The sequence below is a fragment of the Mesorhizobium sp. CAU 1732 genome (assembly GCF_039888675.1).
Classification (GTDB): domain Bacteria; phylum Pseudomonadota; class Alphaproteobacteria; order Rhizobiales; family Rhizobiaceae; genus Aerobium.
Window position 1 is genome coordinate 3,334,270 of sequence record NZ_JBDQQR010000001.1, and the last position, 14,527, is coordinate 3,348,796.

General features: G+C 63.3%; 17 protein-coding genes. 7 read left to right on the forward strand and 10 right to left on the reverse strand.

The genetic code is table 11. The features are described from left to right. Nucleotide 1 precedes the first annotated feature (1 nt). The 3 genes from AAFN55_RS16225 to AAFN55_RS16235 all read right to left on the reverse strand — a co-directional run bounded on the left by AAFN55_RS16225 (nucleotide 2) and on the right by AAFN55_RS16235 (nucleotide 2,690). Entirely contained in the window at nucleotides 2-784 is a 783-nt protein-coding gene (locus AAFN55_RS16225) for an ABC transporter permease (protein ID WP_347799861.1), read from the reverse strand. Continuing rightward, nucleotides 781-1,572: an ABC transporter ATP-binding protein gene (locus AAFN55_RS16230; protein WP_347799862.1), complete on the reverse strand. Its 792-nt coding sequence runs from the start codon at nucleotides 1,570-1,572 to the stop codon at nucleotides 781-783. Before AAFN55_RS16230 ends, AAFN55_RS16225 begins: the two co-directional genes overlap by 4 nt. An 80-nt stretch (nucleotides 1,573-1,652) precedes the next feature. After that, on the reverse strand, nucleotides 1,653-2,690 hold the full coding sequence (locus AAFN55_RS16235; protein WP_347799863.1) for an ABC transporter substrate-binding protein: 1,038 nt from the start codon (nucleotides 2,688-2,690) through the stop codon (nucleotides 1,653-1,655). 213 nt (nucleotides 2,691-2,903) lie between these two features. On the opposite strand from AAFN55_RS16235, the gene AAFN55_RS16240 reads away from it, so the two are divergent. The 6 genes from AAFN55_RS16240 (at nucleotide 2,904) to AAFN55_RS16265 (ending at nucleotide 8,083) form a co-directional block, all read left to right on the forward strand. Beyond that, on the forward strand, nucleotides 2,904-3,830 hold the full coding sequence (locus AAFN55_RS16240; RefSeq protein WP_347799864.1) for an alpha/beta hydrolase: 927 nt from the start codon (nucleotides 2,904-2,906) through the stop codon (nucleotides 3,828-3,830). 105 nt (nucleotides 3,831-3,935) lie between these two features. After that, a complete protein-coding gene (locus tag AAFN55_RS16245) occupies nucleotides 3,936-5,132 on the forward strand; it encodes a CaiB/BaiF CoA-transferase family protein (RefSeq protein WP_347799865.1) in 1,197 nt (398 codons plus the stop codon). Further along, nucleotides 5,129-5,761 (forward strand): LysE family translocator, encoded by a 633-nt coding sequence (locus tag AAFN55_RS16250; RefSeq protein ID WP_347799866.1) that lies wholly within the window; start codon nucleotides 5,129-5,131, stop codon nucleotides 5,759-5,761. The genes AAFN55_RS16245 and AAFN55_RS16250 overlap by 4 nt, the downstream gene beginning before the upstream one ends. A 19-nt stretch (nucleotides 5,762-5,780) precedes the next feature. Next, the gene (locus AAFN55_RS16255) at nucleotides 5,781-7,430 is read left to right on the forward strand and encodes a thiamine pyrophosphate-binding protein (protein WP_347799867.1); all 1,650 of its coding nucleotides are present in this window, start codon (nucleotides 5,781-5,783) and stop codon (nucleotides 7,428-7,430) included. Between the two features lie 54 nt (nucleotides 7,431-7,484). After that, nucleotides 7,485-7,778 carry a type II toxin-antitoxin system ParD family antitoxin gene (locus AAFN55_RS16260; RefSeq protein WP_347799868.1) on the forward strand — a complete coding sequence of 98 codons (294 nt, stop codon included), beginning with the start codon at nucleotides 7,485-7,487 and terminating at the stop codon, nucleotides 7,776-7,778. Continuing rightward, complete coding sequence (locus tag AAFN55_RS16265; RefSeq protein WP_347799869.1) at nucleotides 7,775-8,083, forward strand: type II toxin-antitoxin system RelE/ParE family toxin; 309 nt, start codon at nucleotides 7,775-7,777, stop codon at nucleotides 8,081-8,083. Before AAFN55_RS16260 ends, AAFN55_RS16265 begins: the two co-directional genes overlap by 4 nt. Before the next feature lie 7 nt (nucleotides 8,084-8,090). On the opposite strand, the gene paaE is transcribed toward AAFN55_RS16265, so the two are convergent. The 6 genes from paaE to paaA form a co-directional block, all read right to left on the reverse strand. After that, nucleotides 8,091-9,170, reverse strand: a complete 1,080-nt coding sequence (paaE, locus tag AAFN55_RS16270) for a 1,2-phenylacetyl-CoA epoxidase subunit PaaE (protein WP_347799870.1) — start codon at nucleotides 9,168-9,170, stop codon at nucleotides 8,091-8,093. A gap of 11 nt (nucleotides 9,171-9,181) precedes the next feature. Further along, on the reverse strand, nucleotides 9,182-9,622 hold the full coding sequence (paaD, locus tag AAFN55_RS16275) for a 1,2-phenylacetyl-CoA epoxidase subunit PaaD (protein WP_347799871.1): 441 nt from the start codon (nucleotides 9,620-9,622) through the stop codon (nucleotides 9,182-9,184). 185 nt (nucleotides 9,623-9,807) lie between these two features. Then, complete coding sequence (gene paaC, locus AAFN55_RS16280) at nucleotides 9,808-10,581, reverse strand: 1,2-phenylacetyl-CoA epoxidase subunit PaaC (protein WP_347799872.1); 774 nt, start codon at nucleotides 10,579-10,581, stop codon at nucleotides 9,808-9,810. Then, on the reverse strand, nucleotides 10,581-10,868 hold the full coding sequence (gene paaB, locus AAFN55_RS16285) for a 1,2-phenylacetyl-CoA epoxidase subunit PaaB (protein ID WP_347799873.1): 288 nt from the start codon (nucleotides 10,866-10,868) through the stop codon (nucleotides 10,581-10,583). Before paaB ends, paaC begins: the two co-directional genes overlap by 1 nt. A 13-nt stretch (nucleotides 10,869-10,881) precedes the next feature. Next, nucleotides 10,882-11,289 (reverse strand): VOC family protein, encoded by a 408-nt coding sequence (locus tag AAFN55_RS16290; protein ID WP_347799874.1) that lies wholly within the window; start codon nucleotides 11,287-11,289, stop codon nucleotides 10,882-10,884. Further along, complete coding sequence (paaA, locus tag AAFN55_RS16295; RefSeq protein ID WP_347799875.1) at nucleotides 11,289-12,284, reverse strand: 1,2-phenylacetyl-CoA epoxidase subunit PaaA; 996 nt, start codon at nucleotides 12,282-12,284, stop codon at nucleotides 11,289-11,291. The genes AAFN55_RS16290 and paaA overlap by 1 nt, the downstream gene beginning before the upstream one ends. 104 nt (nucleotides 12,285-12,388) lie before the next feature. Here paaA and AAFN55_RS16300 point away from each other — a divergent pair, with 104 nt between their 5' ends. After that, complete coding sequence (locus AAFN55_RS16300) at nucleotides 12,389-12,805, forward strand: acyl-CoA thioesterase domain-containing protein (RefSeq protein ID WP_347799876.1); 417 nt, start codon at nucleotides 12,389-12,391, stop codon at nucleotides 12,803-12,805. Nucleotides 12,806-13,073: 268 nt separating this feature from the next. Here AAFN55_RS16300 and AAFN55_RS16305 read toward each other — a convergent pair whose 3' ends face one another. Further along, on the reverse strand, nucleotides 13,074-14,450 hold the full coding sequence (locus AAFN55_RS16305) for a calcium-binding protein (RefSeq protein WP_347799877.1): 1,377 nt from the start codon (nucleotides 14,448-14,450) through the stop codon (nucleotides 13,074-13,076). Nucleotides 14,451-14,527: the final 77 nt, after the last annotated feature.

Genomic DNA, 14,527 nt, shown 5'->3' on the forward strand with positions numbered 1-14,527 from the left:
GCTATGTGTTCGCCATCTGGCTGCGATGGGCCCAGCCGGTCATGCGCATTTCGATCCACGCCATGATGGCGTACATGATGATGCCCTCGATCGCCAGCATCACGAGGCCGGCGAACACCAGCGGCACGTTGAACTGGGATTGCGCGGCGAGCATCATATGGCCGAGGCCGGAATTGGCCGCCACCGTCTCGGCGATCACCGACCCGACGAAAGCCAGCGTGATCGCGATCTTCAGCGAGCCGAAGAAGTAGGGCATGGAGCGCGGGATGCCGACCTTCAGCATGATATCCATCTTCTTCGCGCCCAGCGCCCGCAGCACGTCCTCCATCTCGGGCTCGATGGTCGCGAGGCCGGTCGCGACGTTCACCACGATCGGGAAGAACGCGATCAGAAACGCCGTCAGGACGGCCGGCACGGTGCCGATGCCGAACCAGATGACGAGGATCGGGACGAGCGCCACCTTCGGGATGGCGTTGAACCCGACCATCAGCGGATAGAGCCCGGCATAAATGAAGCGCGACCAGCCGACGAGGATGCCGAGCGCCAGCCCGCCGATCACGGCGAGCAGGAAGCCCAGCGTCGTGGTGTAGAGCGTCTGGAGCGAGTTCTTCCAGATCGCAGGCCAGAACTGGATGATCGCTTCCACAATGCGCGTCGGGGCCGGCAGCAGGTATTGCGGCAGCGCGAAGATGCGCACCACGCCTTCCCACACGATGAACAGCGCGATCGTATAGAGCCACGGTGCGGCTTTCACCCAGTCGAAACCCTTCGATGGCGCGCTCATGCGGCCCTCCTGGCGTCTGCGATGTTGCCGCGCAGCTCGTGAACGATGTCGTTGAAATCCGCCTGATAGAGAATCTCGAGGTCGCGTGGTCGGGCGAACGGCACGCGCTGGTCCTTGGTGATCCGGCCGGGCCTTGCGCTCATGACCAGGATGCGATCGGCAAGGAAGGTCGCTTCACGCAGATCGTGCGTCACAAGCACGATCGTCACGCCTTGCGCGGCGTGCAGGTCGCGGATGACGCACCACAACTCCTCCCGGGTAAAACTGTCGAGCGCGCCGAAAGGCTCGTCGAGCATCAGTAGCTCCGGCTCGTGGATGAGCGCGCGGCAGAGGTTGGCGCGCTGCTGCATGCCGCCGGACAACTGCCAGGGAAATTTGCTGCCGAAACCCTTGAGACCCACCGTTTCCAGAAGCAGCTCGGCCTTGGCGACATACTCCGCCTTGTTGCGGCGCAGGCGGTGGCGATGCCGTTCGACCACTTCGAGCGGCAGGAGAATGTTGTCGAGCGTCGTGCGCCACGGCAGCATCGTCGGGTTCTGGAACGCCATGCCGACGATGCTGACAGGTTTCGTGACCGTGTCGCCCGCCACGACGACGCTGCCCTTTTGTGGAATGTAAAGACCGGTGACCAGCTTCATCAGGGTGGACTTGCCACAGCCCGACGGCCCGACAACGGCGGCGAACTCGCCCTTGGCGACATCGAGGGTCAGCCCCTCGACGGCCAGCGTGCCCTCGGCCCCGCCATACCGCATGTCGACGTCCCGAATGGCGACGAGTGGCTCTGCCATGTTTTATCCCCCTGTACCCGACATAATTGCGGGGGCCGGCGGTTCCCGACGCCGGCCCCCGCGTCCCCTCTTCTGGGAGGTTATGGAAGCATCCGCTCTTCCTTCGGTGGAAGGAACGAGGCGTCGAAGATGTCGGCAGCTCCGACCGCGCCCTTGAGGCCCATCGAAACCTTCAGATACTCGATCGACTGCGTGAGCTTGCCTTCGTCGATCCCGCCGAAACCGTTTTCGATCACGTAGGGCGTCTTGATGTTCATCGCGTTCGCCATTTCGAGCCGCTCGACCTCGATCTCCTTGGTCAGCACCTCGTTGCGCTTCATGACGGCGGCAGCGCCGGCCTCGGGATCGGCGACGGCATCGGCAAAGCCCTTGGCGAGCGCCTTGAGGAAGCCCTTCACCGCATCCGGATTTTCAGCCGCGAAGTCCGTATTGACGAGGATCGAGTTGCCGTAGAGATCAAGGCCGTTCTCGGCCATCAGGATCGTCGAGATGTCGTCGGCGGGCACGCCTTGCGCCTTCAGGTTCAGCACCGAGGAAAAGGCGAAGCCGAAGATGCCGTCGACCTGGCCCTGCGCCAGCATCGGCTCGCGCACGGGGAAGCCGACGCTTTCGATGGTGACCTTGCTTTCATCGATGTCGGCTGCCTGAACGAAAGCCTTCCACTGCGCGAATGCGCCATCGGGCGGCGGCGCGCCGAGCTTCCTGCCTTCGACCGACTTCGGATCTTCCGTGACGCCGAGCGACTTGCGGCCGATGATCGAGAATGGCGGGCGCTCGTACACGACCATCACCGCCTTGATCTTCTGCGACGGATCCTCGTCCAGGAACTTGATCAGCGAGTTGATGTCGCCAAAACCCATCTGGTAGGCGCCGGTCGCGACGCGCGGGATCGCCTCGACGGAACCATTGCCCGAATCGATCGTGACGTTGAGCCCCTCGGCCTCGAAGTGGCCGTTGTCCATGGCCAGGAAGAAGCCGGCCGCCGGCCCCTCGAACTTCCAGTCCAGCGTGAACTTGATGTCCGTCGTCTGAGCGGCGGCTGGCATCGAGAAGCCGGCAAACATCGTACCGGCAAAGAGCGCGGCTGCTGCCGTCGAAAACGCCCTGCGAGAAATCATGAAAACACTCCCAACCCATTGTTGCGCGCCGCAATCAAACCGGCTCGAAAAGAGCATTGCAAGCGCAATCTGCACAAGTCTTCAGCAAATTTGTGCGCTGCACACCCTACCAGCACTCTGCCTGTTCCATGCTCGCGCCAAGCCGAAAGAACAGGCAGCGGCTTGACCGGAACTCCGGCACCCCTCACCTTCCCTAGCTCAAGGGGAGCGTCCATGCCATTCGACAAACAGGTTATCGTCAACTCGCCCACAGGCGCGTCCATCAACCTGTTCGTGCGCGAGCCGTCCGGCCCCCGCGCGGTCGTCCAGATCAATCACGGCCTCGCCGAGCATGCCGCGCGCTACGAACGCTTCGCCGACTATCTCGCCGCGCGTGACTATGCGACCTATGTTCACGATCATCGCGGCCACGGACACACGAAGGCTGAGGATGCGCCGCAGGGTTCGTTCGGCAAGGAACCGGCGCGCGAAACGGTGATCGCCGACGTTCTCGCCGTCCACGACACGATCGCGGCAGACCATCCGGGTGTGCCGGTGATCGTCTTCGGTCATTCGATGGGTGCGTTGATCGCCCTCAATTTCGTGCTTGTGCATTCCGATCGCATCGCCGCCGCCGCCGTCTGGAACGGGAATTTCTCGGCCGGTCTGCTCGGACGGGCGGCTCAGGCGGTGCTGGCGTGGGAGCGTTTTCGGCTCGGCTCGGACGTTCCCTCCCGTATCCTGCCGAAACTCACCTTCGACGCGTGGGCGAAGCAGGTCACGGACGGGCGTACGTCGTTCGACTGGCTGTCGCGCGACCATGCCGAGGTGGATGCCTATGTTGCCGACCCGCTCTGCGGCTGGAGCGCTTCGGTCGGCATGTGGCGCACGGTGTTCGATTTCGTCTTCCTCGGCGCCGACAATGCCAACTTTGCAGATGTGCGCCGCGACCTGCCCGTCAATCTCGTCGGGGGCGCGGCCGATCCCGAATCGAATTTCGGCAAGACCGTCACGGAACTTGAAAGCCGCATGCGGGCGATGGGCTTTTCGAATCTCGTTTCAACGATTTATCCGGATGTCCGCCACGAATCCCTCAACGAGTTGAATCGCGATCTCATCATGAAGGACTTCGCCGATTGGGCGGATCGCCAGCCTTTTTGAGCCGCATCTATGCGTGACTCTCATGATCCTATCAGGATTGGTCCTTTAACGCCCGCGCGGCAATCTGCTAAGCACGGCTCGACCCAATGAACGACAGGTTTCGACATGGCTGATGCGCCGCTGAAAGGCATTCGCGTTATCGAACTCGCCCGCATCCTCGCCGGCCCGTGGGGAGGACAGGTCCTTGCCGACCTCGGCGCGGATGTCATCAAGATCGAAAACCCCGATGGCGGCGACGACACCCGCAAATGGGGGCCTCCCTTCATCATGAGCCATGACGGCGACAACCTCTCCGCCGCCTATTACCATTCGACCAATCGCGGCAAGCGCTCGATCGCGCTCGATTTCTCCACCCCGGAAGGCGCGGAAGCGGTGCGCAAGCTGGTCGCAACCGCGGATGTCATGATCGAGAATTTCAAGGTCGGAGGCCTGAAGAAATACGGGCTCGACTATGAAAGCCTGCGCAAGATCAATCCCCGCCTCGTCTACTGCTCCATCACCGGCTTCGGGCAGGACGGCCCCTATGCACCGCGCGCGGGCTACGACTTCATCATCCAGGGCATCGGCGGGCTGATGTCGATCACCGGCGAACCGGGCGGCGAGCCGCAAAAGGTCGGCGTTGCCGTCTCCGATATTTTCACGGGCCTCTATTCCGTCATCGCCATCCAGGCAGCTTTGCGTCACGCGGAAGCGACCGGCGAGGGCCAGCATATCGACATGGCGCTCCTCGACACGCAGGTTTCGATCCTGGGCAATCAGAACCTGAATTATCTGGCTTCCGGCAAGCCGCCGATCCGGATGGGCAATGCCCACATGAACATTGCGCCCTATGAGGTTTTGCCCGTCAAGGACGGGTTCTTCATCCTCGCGGTCGGCAATGACGGCCAGTTCCAGCGTTTCTGCAAGGTGGTCGGCCTCGACCATCTGCCGAGCGATCCGGACTTCGCCACCAACCCGGCGCGGGTGAACAACCGCGTAGGGCTGCGCGAGGTGCTGGTCGCGACCCTTGCCGGATGGGAGCGCGAAAAACTGCTGCCGCTGCTCGACGTGGCCGCCGTGCCGGCAAGCCCGATCAACGACATCGCGCAGATGTTCGCAGACCCCCAAGTCGTGGCACGCGGCATGCGCATGGATATCGACGACGGCATGGGCAACGCCCTGCCCTCCGTCCGCGCCCCCATGGTGATGAGCGGCACGCCGCTGACATACGATCGCCCGTCGCCGCGACTGGGACAGCATACGGACGAGATCATGGCGGAACTCGACGCGGTAGCTAGCGCGAGGAACGAGGCGGCATCATGAACGAGCTGACCATCGCCGCCTTCGCGCTCGTCGCCTTCATCGGCATCGCCACGCCAGGGCCGACCGTGCTTCTGGCGCTCACCAACGGCTCGCGCTTCGGGATGCGTCGCTCGGCGTGGGGAATGCTCGGCGCGGTGCTGTCGGATTTCGTGCTGATCGGCGCCGTGGCGCTCGGTCTCGGCGCGCTGCTTGCCGCGTCGGAGTTCTGGTTCACCGTGGTAAAATGGGCGGGCGCCGCCTACCTCGCCTTTCTCGGTTTCCAGATGCTGCGCTCGCAAGGCAGCATCGATCTTGCCGCGCAGAAGACCGCGACCGGCCACGGCTCGGCGCGCTCCATCTTCATGAAGAGCTTTCTGGTCGCCGTGACCAATCCCAAGGGATATCTGTTCTTCTCGGCCTTCCTGCCTCAGTTCATCACGCCCGGCGAACCGCAATTCGTCCAGTATGCAGTTCTGGCCACAGTGTTCGCCTCGATCGACGCGATCGTGATGGCGGGCTACGCACTGATCGGCTCGCGCGCCGTGCGCATCCTGACCCGCAACGGAGCGATGTGGCTCGACCGGCTTTGCGGCGGCGCGCTGATCGCGCTCGCCGGCTCGCTGGCGCTCTACCGTCGCGCTGCAAACTAGACCTGATAGGAAGCGAACAATGAAAACAGGCGGACAACTGATCGTCGATGCGCTGGAAGCCAACGGCGTCGAGCGCATTTATTCCGTGCCGGGCGAGAGCTATCTGGCCGTCCTCGACGCGCTGCACGATTCCAGCATCGAGAACGTCGTCTGCCGCCAGGAAGGCGGCGCGGCGATGATGGCCGATTGCGAGGGCCGGCTGACTGGAAAGCCCGGCATCTGTTTCGTCACACGCGGCCCAGGCGCGACGAACGCCTCGGCCGGCGTCCATATCGCACAGCAGGATTCGAACCCGATGATCATCTTCATCGGGCAGGTGGCGCGCGGCATCAAGGAACGCGAGGCGTTCCAGGAAGTCGACTACAAGGCGTTCTACGGATCGATGGCGAAGTGGGTGGTCGAGATCGAGGATGCCGCTCGGGTGCCCGAGCTCGTCACCCGCGCCTTCGCTGTCGCCACCTCAGGCCGCCCCGGCCCGGTCGTGATCGCATTGCCGGAAGACATGCTGACCGACGAGGTCGAGGCCCCGAAGCCCCGGCCCTTCACGCCGGTTGAGACGCGGCCGGGACAGCCGGAAATGGAGCGGCTGGTTGAACTGCTGAACGGCGCAAAGCGCCCGTTCCTCGTACTTGGCGGCACCCGCTGGACCGAAGAGGCGGTAAAGCAGATCTGTGCCGGCATCAGTCGGTGGAAGCTGCCAGTCGGCTGTTCCTTCCGCCGCCAGACGCTGTGCGACCAGTTGCACGATTGCTATGCCGGCGACATCGGCATCGGCGCGAATCCGAAGCTGTCGAGCTACATCAAGGACAGCGATCTGGTCATCCTCGTCGGCTGCCGCTTCGGCGAAATGCCGTCGGCCGACTATACGCTGCTGAAAAGCCCCTACCCGGACCAGACGCTGGTCCATATCTTCCCCGACCCGGAAGAACTCGGCCGCGTCTACCGGCCGGATCTCGCGATCAATGCGTCCAACACGGCTTTCGCTGAGGCCTTCGCTCAGACGGCGCCTAAAGACACGCCAAGCTGGGCAAGCCAGACGGAAGACCTGCACAAGAGCTATCTGGAATGGTCGACGCCTCCGCAGGACGGGCCGGGCGACGTCAAGATGGGTCGCGTCATGTCCTGGCTGGAGGAAAACCTGCCCGAGGACGCCATCATCGCCAACGGAGCGGGCAATTTCGCGACATGGATGCATCGCTTCCACCGCTATCGCCGCTTCAACGGACAGGCAGCACCGACATCCGGCTCCATGGGCTACGGCGTGCCGGCAGGCGTCGCCGCGAAAGGCATATTCCCCCACCGCGAGGTCGTCGTCTGGGCCGGCGACGGCGACTTCCTGATGCACGGACAGGAGTTTGCAACAGCGGTGCAATATGACCGTCCCATCATCGTCGTGATCCTGAACAACGGCATTTTCGGCACGATCCGCATGCATCAGGAGCGCGACTATCCCGGCCGGGTCTCGGGCACGACGCTGAGGAACCCCGACTTCGCCGCCTATGCCCGCGCCTTCGGCGGTCATGGCGAGACGGTCGCCACGACGGAAGAATTCGCGCCTGCCTATGAACGCGCGCGAGCGAGCGGCAAACCGTCGATCATCGAGATCAAGCTCGACCCGGAGGCAATCACCCCGACGCGGACCCTGAGCCAGATACGCGAGGGGAAATAGCTTTTGGCAACGGTCGGCGCCGTGATATCATTGAGCACTCAACGGGAGCTCGGCATGGCCAGGATGGAACGCTTTACAGTCGATCTGCCGGCAGAAACGATCGCCGACGTCGAACGCGCGGTCGAAAGTGGGCTTTACAGTTCTGCAAGCGAAGTTCTTCAGGCCGGCATCGACGCCTTGCATATCGGCGACGACACGCCTCACGAAGGACCGGAATTCGAGGCATGGCTGCGCAAAGAGGTCGTGCCGACATACGATCGCATCAAGGCCGGCAAAGAGCGGCTGATCCCGATCGATGAGGTATTTGCCGAACTCAAAGCCCGCCATGAGGCAGACCGCGAGACATGAAATCTCGCATCGTCAGGTTCTCGCAATCCGCTAATAACGATCTCAAAGAAATTTATAGAGATATTCGGACTGCAACAAGTTGGCGGGTGGCTGGTGGCTTCATCGAACGCATCGAACATTTCTGTCGATCGCTTGATCTCGCCTCAGAAAGGGGGACGCGGCGCGACGAATTGCGCCGAAACGTTCGGACGCTGGGCTTTGAACGTTCGCTGACCATAGTATTCGAGGTCGATGAGCAGGAAGTTCACGTCCTTCGCATTTTCCGAGCCGGCCGAGATTGGGAATCCGAGTTCTCAGACGACTAAGCACCGTTCAAACCGCGTCGAAATCCAGTACCAGCTTCCGCGAGGTCGGTCGCGTCTGGCAGGCCAGCGTGAAGCCGGCCTCGATCTCCCAGGGCTGGAGCGAGTAGTTCACCGCCATTTCCGCCTCGCCTTGCGCGATGCGGCAACGGCAGGTGCAACACATGCCGCCGGCGCAGGAATAGGGAATCTCAAGCCCTGCGCGATGGGCCGCATCCAGCACGTTGGCGTCGGCCTCCAGCATCGGGAAGGCGCGGCGCACGCCATCCAGAACGATTTCGATCTCGGTGCCGGCTTCGGCGGCTTTCTGCGCGTCTGCGGATCGCGGACGCGGCTTCGGCGCATCGCCCGACGGCGTGAAACGCTCGAAGCGGATGCGATCCTCGGCCACGCCCAGCGCCAAAAGCCTCGCGGATACGCCGTCGATCATCTCGCCCGGACCGCACAGGAAGATGCCGTCCGCGGACAGAAGATCGACGAGACCGCGCGAGGCAAGCTCCGCGATGCGGTCGCCATCGATGCGGCCGTTCAGCATCTCGACGTCCTGCGCTTCGCGCGAGAGCAGGTGGACGAGAGAAAACCGCCTGATGTAGCGATCCTTCAGGTCCCCCAGTTCTTCGCGGAACATGATCGTATCGGTGGTTCGGTTGCCGTAGATCAGCGTGATCGTGCTGTCCGGCTCGTGGCCGAGCACCGTCTTGGCGATCGACAGCATCGGCGTGATACCGGAGCCGGCGGCGATCAGGATGTAGTCGTGCCGCTCGCCGGCGAGCGACGTGAAGCGCCCTTCCGGCGGCATGACGCGGATCGTGTCGCCGACCGCAAGCGTATCGTTGATAAAGCTCGAAAACTGCCCGTCGGCGACCTTCTTGACGCCGACGCGCAATGTCTTTTCGCCCGGCGCGGAGCAGATCGAGTAGGAGCGCCGCGCTTCCCTGCCGTCGATGTCGGCGGATAATGTCAGATACTGCCCCGGCTGAAAGGCGAAGGCGGACTTCAAATCCTCGGGAAGTTCGAACGCGATCGCGACCGCTTCATGCGTTTCCCGGGCGATCGCCGCAACCTTGAGTTCATGAAATCTGGATGCCATCGGGATCACGCTCAGATGCACTTGAAATAGTCGAACGGCTCGCGACAGGCGACGCAGCGATAGAGTGCCTTGCAGGCCGTCGAGCCGAATTCAGACACACGTGTCGTCTCCGACGAGCCGCATTGCGGGCAATCGACCTGCGTCTCGCCGAACAGCGCCCGGATCGAGTTGGAGGCCTTCGCAGGCGGCGCGATGCCGTAGACGCGCAGCTTTTTGCGGCCTTCCGGCGTGATCCAGTCGGTGGTCCAAGCCGGCGACATCACGCGCTCCACACGCGCATCGAAACCTGCATCGCGAAGCGCCGCCTCGACGGCAAGCTCGATGGCGAGCACGGCCGGACAACCCGAATAAGTCGGCGTGACCTTCGCGACCGCGACGCCATCGACAATGTCCACCGAGCGCAGGATGCCAAGATCCGCGACCGTGACGCAGGGGATTTCGGGATCGGGCACGGCGGCTGCGGCGGCATAGGCGCGGCGGCGAAGCGCTTCCTTCTCCCCGTTTACGGGGAGAAGGTCCCGGCAGGGGGATGAGGGGCAGAGCCCAACTTCACCAGGCTCGCGCCGCCCCTCATCCGATCCTTCGGGCCACCTTCTCCCCGTGAACGGGGAGAAGGAAGATGGCTGTTGCGCCGCGCTCACCACACCGCTCCCGGAAACGTCCGCTGCATGTGCTGCAAATCGGCCAGCAGAAAACCCATTGCCTCGCCATGGCGTCCTTGTCGTCCGCCGGTCTGCGGCCATGCGGCTTCGGGCATATCGAGAAAGGCATCAGCGAAGATGCGCGAAACGGTCGCGTCGAAGGCTGGGCGCAGTGACGCGGGGCTGGGCGCAATGCCATCGGCCGCCACTGCGGCGCTGATGTCGTCAGCCTCGAACAACTCGTCCACATAAGGCGCGAGCGCCGCGACGGCGGCCTGCATCCGCCGCGCGCTTTCCTCCGTGCCGTCGCCCAGCCGGATGACCCACTCGCCGCAATGCCGGACGTGGTAGGCGACTTCCTTGACCGCCTTGGCGGCGATGCCCGCGATCGTCTCGTCGCTGGACGCCGAAGCCTTCTCCCAGAACGGGTGCATGAAGGCGGCGAAATAGAGCTGCCGCAGCATCGTATGCGCAAAATCGCCGTTGGGCCGCTCGACCATCAGGCAGTTGAGATATTCGCGCTCGCGGCGCAGATAAGCGAGATCGTCCTCCGTTCGCCCCTCACCTTCGACTTCACCGGCATATTGGTAGAGCGCCCGCGCCTGCCCGATCAGGTCGAGTGCGATGTTGGGCATCGCGAGGTCTTCTTCCAGCATCGGCGCATGGCCGCACCATTCCGACAGGCGATGACCGAGGATCAGGTGATCGTCGGCAAGCCGCAGCAGGAAAGTGACGAGATGATCGCGCGCGAGGGTAGCGGTGGCCGGCATCACATATGCCCCACATCGTCCGGGATCTTGTAGAAGGTCGGATGGCGGTAGACCTTCGACAGCGCCGGCTCGAAATTCTCGTCCCTGTGTTCGGGATCTGATGCGACGATCGATGCGGACGGCACCACCCAGATCGACACGCCCTCGCCGCGCCGCGTGTAGACGTCGCGCGCGGCCTGCAAGGCCATCACCTCGTCGGCCGCATGCACCGAGCCGCAATGCTTGTGCGACAAGCCGTTGCGCGGGCGGATGAAGACTTCCCAGAGAGGAATTTCGTTCTTCGCCATATCTAGATCTCCATCATCCTCTGCCGCGATCGTCACTGAGACCCGCTCCCGGAACCGGGTGCAGCGCCTGGCCGAACGCGATGCGGTGGCCGTCGGGATCGACCACGTCGAAATCGATGCAGCCGTAATCGTCCGGAAAATGCATCTCGGTCAGCGTTGGCAGATCGAGCGCGGCGAACTCGTCGCGCAGCACCTTCGCATCGTCGACATAGATGTAGGCGGCCCACCACTGGTTGAGCGGGATGGGCCCGTCTTGCCGCCCCTTGTCGAGCGCAAGGGTGACGTCGCCGCGCTGGATGATCGCGAAGAGCGGCGGATCGCCCCACGAGCCATGAGCGGCAAAGCCCAGCTTCTCGTAAAACGCCACGGAACGCGGCACATCGTGCACCTGCAGCACCGGCATGGAGCGCAGCGTTGCCATCACTCCGCCGCCATCTTCGCCGCCTCGCGGCGGGCTTTGCGCTTCTCGGCATGCGCGAGCGCTGCCTCGCGCACCCAGGCGCCCTCGTCCCATGCCTTGCGGCGGTCTTCGAGGCGTTCCCGGTTCATCGGGCCGCCGCCCTTGACCACGCGCCAGAACTCGTCCCAGTCGATCGGGCCGAAATCGTAATGGCCGCGCTCCTCGTTCCACTTCAGTTCGGGATCGGGAAGCGTGAGTCCGATGAACTCGGCCTGCGGAACGATGGAATCCACGAATTGCTGGCGCAGCTCGTCATTGGTGAAGCGCTTGATCTTCCACTTCATCGACTGGTCGCCGTGCTGGCTTTCGGAATCGTGCGGGCCGAACATCATCAGCGACGGCCACCACCAGCGGTTCAGCGCGTCCTGCGCCAGATCCTTCTGGTCCGGCGTCCCGTTCGCCAGCGTCATCATGATCTCGTAGCCCTGGCGCTGGTGAAAACTCTCCTCCTTGCATACGCGGATCATCGCGCGCGCATAGGGGCCATAGGAGCAGCGGCAGAGCGGGATCTGGTTCATGATCGCCGCGCCGTCGACCAGCCAGCCGATCGCGCCAATATCGGCCCAGGTCAGCGTCGGATAGTTGAAGATCGAGGAATATTTCGCCTTCCCGGCCAGAAGCTCCTCGGTCATCTCCTCGCGGGAGACGCCCAGCGTCTCGGCCGCCGAATAGAGATAGAGCCCATGTCCGCCCTCGTCCTGCACCTTGGCGAGCAGCGCCGCCTTGCGCCGCAGCGACGGCGCGCGCGTGATCCAGTTGCCTTCCGGCAGCATGCCGACGATCTCGGAATGGGCGTGCTGGCCGATCTGGCGGATCAGCGTCCGGCGATAGCCTTCCGGCATCGGATCGTTCGGCTCGATCTTTTCCTCGGCATCGATGCGCGCCTGAAAAGCCGCGAGGAAGGCTTCGTCCTCGGTGGTCTCCGTCTTCGCGCCGATGAGGCCCTGGCTGTACATGGCTGTTCCTCCGTGGTCGGATATGGCATCTGGCCGACGTCGTATGTGTAACAAAAAATCGATCAATACGCAATATTTCGTAACGCATTTCAAAGGGAGGCGGAATGACCGACGCAGTAGAGCAGGCGCGCGTGAATCTCGAGACGTTCTTCGCGCCATGGATCGTCGACATGGGTTTGCAGGCAACAGCGTTCGACGAGACGGGCGGCAATTTCCGGCTTCCGGAAAATCCCCGTCTCGTGCATGGCGGCGGCGTCATCTGTGGTCAGGCGACCGCGTCCGCCGCCGATACGGCCAGTGTGGTAACGCTCGCCGCCCTCAATGGCCGGTTTCGCATGTGCTCCACCGTCGATCTGACGACGCATTTCATCAGGCCGCTCAAGCCGGGCAGCGTCGACATCCGTGTCGAGATCCTGTCCAACGGCAAGCGCATGGCCTATGCGCGGGTCGAAATGCGCGCGGCGGCAGACGCGCGTGTGGCGGTGACTGCCACGAGCGCTTTCGCCTATCTGGAGGACTGATCCCGAGACGGCGTGACGAAACCCGACGCCACAAGCCCGGCCAGCAACGACGTCACGTCGTTCTCGATCGTCTCACGCTCGACATCCGGGAAAGCCGCGGCGACCTCGTATCGGCTTTCCCCGGTGGATGAACCCGACAGATAGCGTGTTTTGCCGGGAGGCAAGCATGGTGCGTTTCAGGAGATGGGAGTTATTCCGCACGACACAAAAATCAGGGCCGGCAGCAGCGCCACCGGCCCGAAAGTGATGGGAATGGTATCGCACGCGATCAGAGTATGAAGTCGGTGCCGGCCATGAAGTTCGTCCCGGTGACCGCTATCTGGAAGTCCGAGACGCGATCGCCGTTCACGTCGGCATCGACGATGACGGTGTTGCCGTATGCCGAGTACCGCAACTGGCCCGCGACGCCGGAGAAACCAGCCGATCCGATGAAGGTGAAGGCCTGGTTGCCTGCGGCGCCCGCATTGGCGTCGAGCGCGGACAGGCCGATCTTGTCCTGTCCGTGGACGAACCCTTCGATCGTATCGCGCAGCGTTGGCCCGACCCGGCTGTCGGCAAGCGCTTCATAGACGAACGTGTCATGTCCCGCGCCACCGACGAGCCGGTCGGCCCCGGCACCGCCAACCAGCGTATCGTTGCCGTTGCCGCCATTGAGCACGTCGTTGCCTGCGCCGGCACGGATGTAGTCGTTGCCGTCGCCGCCGCTGAGCACGTTCACGAGGCTGTTTCCGACGAGCGTATTGTTGAGGGCGTTGCCGGTGCCGTTCTGTGCCGAGCCCAGCAGTTCCAGCCGCTCGACATTCGCCGCGAGCGTCCAGTTGATGTAGGCGCGCACGGTGTCCGTGCCGCCGCCGGCTGCCTCGATGGTCTTGTCGCCGACCGCGGCCACGATGTAGGTGTCGTCTCCCGCGCCGCCGACCATGTAGTCGTCGCCGCCGGCACCGTTCAGCACATTGTTGAGCGCATTGCCGACAATCGTGTTGTTCAGCGCGTTGCCTGTGCCGTTGACCGCCGAGCCGAGCAGTTCGAGGCGCTCGATATGGTCGCTCAGCGTCCAGTTGAGGTAACTGCGGACCGTATCGGTGCCCCCACTCGAAAGCTCGACTGTCTCGTCTCCGACCGCGCCGACGATATAGATGTCGTCGCCCGCTCCGCCGGCCATGTAGTCATTGCCGGCTCCGCCGTTGAGCAGGTCGTTGCCGGCGTTGCCACGCAACACATCGGGCTGTGCGCCGCCGGTGAAACTGTCATTGCCGGAACTGCCGCCCCAGTCGTATCCCCGGCTTGAAAGAAGCGCCATCAGAGCAGCCTCGTTGCCATCCGACAGCGCGGCCGCTATCGGGCCCACCGGCTGGTTGATGTCCGTGATGACGAGCGGAGGCTCCTGCCCGATGATCTGTATGGGAGGGTAGACGGAGACCGAGGTGATCGTGCCGGTGAACTGACCGGTGAATACGTTGTATCCAAGACCCTCGCCTTCGATGACGATACGGTCCCGCGTGTAGATGTTGTTCGACGTCTGTCCCCATACGATCCGCGTCGAGGATATGCTCGTGATCGATTGACCGGGAATGTCGTAGACGGTTTGAAGGATGTCGATCGGATTTCCCGCTCGACCCTGCGCGATTTTGATTGCCGTAACCATTTGAATGTCCTTGTCGTGGTGGACGGGAGAACTCAGGCTATGGAAGCTGCGCAAGCGGCAGCGTCGTGGGCACGCTA